Genomic DNA, 3,655 nt, shown 5'->3' with positions numbered 1-3,655 from the left:
CCCGCCGCTGCTCCCCCAGCGGCGGGGCGGGGCCTTCGGCGTGCCCGGGCACCCCGGGCCGACGGAAACGGCGGTTGACGAACCGACGGACGCCCTGGTCAACTGAAGCGGTGAACGCCTCGTGCCCGCTGGTCACCCGCAGCCACATCGACTTCGGTCGCGTGTGGTCCGCGGCGTGTCGCGGCTGAGCTGACCGTTCCCCCGCCGCCGCCCGGCTGACGTCCCGCCCGGCGCCGGACCTTCCCCCCGCCCGCACGGGCTCCGCCCGCGGGCCGCCACCGCGCTCCGGCGTGCCCCCGCGCTCCCGTGCTCCCCGCACGGCCGCGCCGGCGCCCGCACGCGTCCGCACGAGGAAGTCAGGCTCACCATGCCCCGCCAGTTGCACCTGTCCGCCGCCCTCGACAGCCCCGGCCGCTTCGACGCCGGGCACTACGCCTACCTCGCCCGCCTCGCCGAGCGGGCCACCCTGGACTTCGTCACCCTCGACGACTCCTTCGCCGCCGCGCCGAGCCGCCCCGACGCGCTCGCCGCCCTCGCCCGGATCGCCCCGCTGACCGACCGGGTCGGACTGGTGCCGACCGTCACCACCACCCACACCGAGCCCTTCCACACCTCGATCTCGGTCAACACCCTGGACTGGGCGAGCGAGGGCCGGGCCGGCTGGCTGGTCGGCGTCTCCACGACCGAGGCCGAGGCCCGGGCCTTCGGCCGCCGCCCGGTCGGCGCCGAGGACGAGCTGTGGGCCGAGGCCGCCGACGCCGTCGAGGTGGCCGCCCGGCTCTGGGACAGCTGGGAGGACGACGCGGAGATCCGCGACACCGCGACCGGGCGGTTCATCGACCGCGACAAACTGCACTACATCGACTTCGAGGGCCCGCACTTCTCGGTCCGCGGCCCGTCCATCACCCCGCGCCCGCCGCAGGGCCGCCCGGTGGTCGCGGTGCCGGTCGCCGCCGCCGACCTCGCGCCGGACGCCTCCCCGGGCGGGCGGGCCCGGACCGCCGCCGCGATCCGGCACGCCGATGTCGTGCTGCTCGACGCCCCCGACCGCGCCACCAGGCTGACCGCCGCCACCGAACTGCGGCTGCGCGCCGGGGAGGGCCTGCGCATCCTCGCCCGGCTCGACACCGCCCTGTCCGCGCTGCCCGACCGGGCCGCCGACGAGCGGCTGCTCGCCGAACTCACCGCGACCGGCACCGGCGTGGACGGCTTCCACCTCTCCCCCGCCGACCCGCCGCGCGACCTGGCGGCGCTGGCCGACCGGATCGCCCCCGCCCTGCGCGCCGCGGGCCTGCTGCGCGCCGAGTACACCGGCCGCACCCTGCGCGACCACCTCGGCCTGGCCCGCCCGGCCAGCCGCTACGCCGCCCGCCCCGCCGGCGCCCCCGCCGCTTCCCCCGCCCTCGCCGAGGTGACCCGATGACGGACCGACCGCTCAAGCAGATCCACCTGGCCGCGCACTTCCCCGGCGTCAACAACACCACGGTGTGGAGCGACCCGGCCTCCGGCAGCCACATCGAGTTCTCCTCGTTCCGCCACCTCGCGCAGACCGCCGAACGCGGGAGGTTCGACTTCTTCTTCCTCGCCGAGGGCCTGCGGCTACGCGAGACCAAGGGCCTCATCCACGACCTCGACGTGGTCGGCCGCCCCGAGTCGATCACCGTACTGAACGCGCTCGCCGCCGTCACCGAACGGCTCGGCCTGGCCGCCACCGTCAACGCGACCTTCAACGAGCCGTACGAACTGGCCCGCCGCTTCGCCTCGCTGGACCACCTCTCCGGCGGCCGCGCGGCCTGGAACGTGGTCACCTCCTCGGACGCCTTCACTGGGGAGAACTTCCGCCGCGGCGGCTACCTGGACCGCGCCGACCGCTACACCCGCGCCGCCGAATTCGTCCAGCTGGCACGGGAGTTCTGGGACGCCGGGGACGAACCCGCCCGGCACCGCGGCCCGCAGTTCGAGGTCGAGGGCAGACTCTCGCTGCCGCGGCCGCCGCAGGGCCACCCGGTGGTGATCCAGGCCGGGGACTCCGACGAGGGGCGCGAGTTCGCCGCCGCCACCGCCGACGTGGTCTTCTCCCGGCACTCCACCCTCGCCGACGGCCAGGCCTTCCACACCGACGTCAAACGCCGGCTCGCCGCGTACGGGCGCAAGCCGGACGAGCTGAAGGTCATGCCCGGGGCCACCTTCGTCCTCGGCGACACCGACGCCGAGGCCGCCGAACGGGCCCACGGGATCCGCCGGGCCCAGGTCGGCCCGCAGACCACGATCGCCTTCCTGGAGCAGGTCTGGGGCGTCGACCTGTCCGACCACGACCCCGACGGACCGCTGCCGACCGTCGACCCCGATCCGGACAGCGGCCTGGTCCAGGGGCGGGTCCGGCACGCCGACCCGGTGGCCCTCGCCGAACGGTGGCGGGCGGTGGCCGCGGAGAAGAAGCTGACCAGCCGCGAGCTGGTGATCGAGCTGACCGGCCGGCAGTCCTTCATCGGCTCGCCCGCCACCGTCGCCGCGCAGATCGACCACTTCGTGCAGAACGACGCGGCCGACGGCTTCATCCTCGTCCCGCACCTCACCCCGGGCGGGCTGGACGAGTTCGTCGACCGGGTCGTACCGCTGCTCCAGGAGCGCGGGGTGTTCCGCACCGACTACACCGGCCCCACCCTGCGGGACCACCTCGGACTGCCGGCGCCCGGGCGGCGCTGACGATCCGTCGCCCGGCACCCGGGGGCCACCCGGCCGGCCTCCCACAGCCGAGTGACCCACCGGGCCGCCGTGACCGACGCCGGTGACACGGCCGTGCGCGGCCCGCCCGGGCCTCCCGGACGGGCCGCGCACGGCGGGCGGTCAGCTGGTGCGGCGGCGGCGGGCCAGGAAGAAGGCCCCCGCGCCGGCGCCCACCAGCAGCGCTCCGGCGCCCGCGATCAGGCCGGTCCGGTCGCTGTCGGCGCCGGTGGAGGCCAGGTGGCCGCCCACCGGCCGGTCACCGGCCGCCGGGGCGTCGCCCGCGGGCGCGGCGGGCGCCGAAGCGGCCGGGGCGGCCGGTGCCCTGGTGACGTCGCCGGCCTGCTGGGCGCCGGGCGCGTCGCCGCCCGGCTGCGGCTTCGAGCCGTTCGAGCCGGTGGACGGGGCCGGGGTCCCGGTGCTCTCCGGGGTGCCGGTCGGGGCGGGCGTGGTGGTGGGCTTCGGTTCCGGGGCGACGACCCGGACGGTGGCGCCGGGCGAGCACATGGTGGTGCCGCGGAAGGGCATGCCGTCGCCCTCGTTGACGAACACGCAGGGGTTCAGCTCGGTCGCGCCCGGCGGCATGTCGGCCGGGTAGCTGACCCGGACCCGCTTGGTCTGCGAACTCCCGGGGGCCGCCGAGGAGTTGCGGCCGTCCAGGTAGAAGCCCGCCGGAGGCTCGGCCTCGGTGGTGACCGGCGCCAGGACGGTCCAGGTGCCGTCGGCGCCACGGACCTCGACCCTGGCGTGCCGGTCGGTGAACAGCACGTTGCCGAGGTTGGTGTAGGCGGACGGCGTCGGGTTCCTGAGCACCGCGTCGAACTCGATGGGCGCCCCGCCCGCGACGGCGGTGGCCGGGACCCCGGACACCCCGTTGGTGATCCCCTCCACGTTGATCACGTGGGTGTCGTTGAGCGGCGGCTCGACCGGG

The 3,655-nt window shown here is 76.5% G+C and carries 3 protein-coding genes; 2 read left to right on the top strand and 1 reads right to left on the bottom strand.

From position 1 onward, the window contains the following. Positions 1-367 precede the first annotated feature (367 nt). Together ACIQOV_RS32495 and ACIQOV_RS32490 are read left to right on the top strand one after the other, a co-directional pair. Positions 368-1,423 carry an LLM class flavin-dependent oxidoreductase gene (locus ACIQOV_RS32495; protein WP_401054300.1) on the top strand — a complete coding sequence of 352 codons (1,056 nt, stop codon included), beginning with the start codon at positions 368-370 and terminating at the stop codon, positions 1,421-1,423. Further along, complete coding sequence (locus ACIQOV_RS32490; RefSeq protein ID WP_401054299.1) at positions 1,420-2,706, top strand: LLM class flavin-dependent oxidoreductase; 1,287 nt, start codon at positions 1,420-1,422, stop codon at positions 2,704-2,706. The genes ACIQOV_RS32495 and ACIQOV_RS32490 overlap by 4 nt, the downstream gene beginning before the upstream one ends. Positions 2,707-2,847: 141 nt before the next feature. On the opposite strand, the gene ACIQOV_RS32485 is transcribed toward ACIQOV_RS32490, so the two are convergent. Further along, positions 2,848-3,655: LAETG motif-containing sortase-dependent surface protein (locus ACIQOV_RS32485; protein ID WP_401054297.1), on the bottom strand; the 808-nt coding region annotated here is incomplete at its 5' end.

This window comes from Kitasatospora sp. NPDC091257, from assembly GCF_044757675.1.
GTDB lineage: Bacteria > Actinomycetota > Actinomycetes > Streptomycetales > Streptomycetaceae > Kitasatospora > Kitasatospora lactacystinica.
Note: the sequence above shows the minus strand (reverse complement) of the source record. Positions and strands in the feature narration are given on the sequence as shown.

Bases quoted from the DNA above. Each gene is read 5' to 3' on its own strand.
- ACIQOV_RS32495 (WP_401054300.1), top strand. From the start codon at position 368: ATGCCCCGCCAGTTGCACCTGTCCGCCGCCCTCGACAGCCCCGGCCGC.
- ACIQOV_RS32490 (WP_401054299.1), top strand. From the start codon at position 1,420: ATGACGGACCGACCGCTCAAGCAGATCCACCTGGCCGCGCACTTCCCC.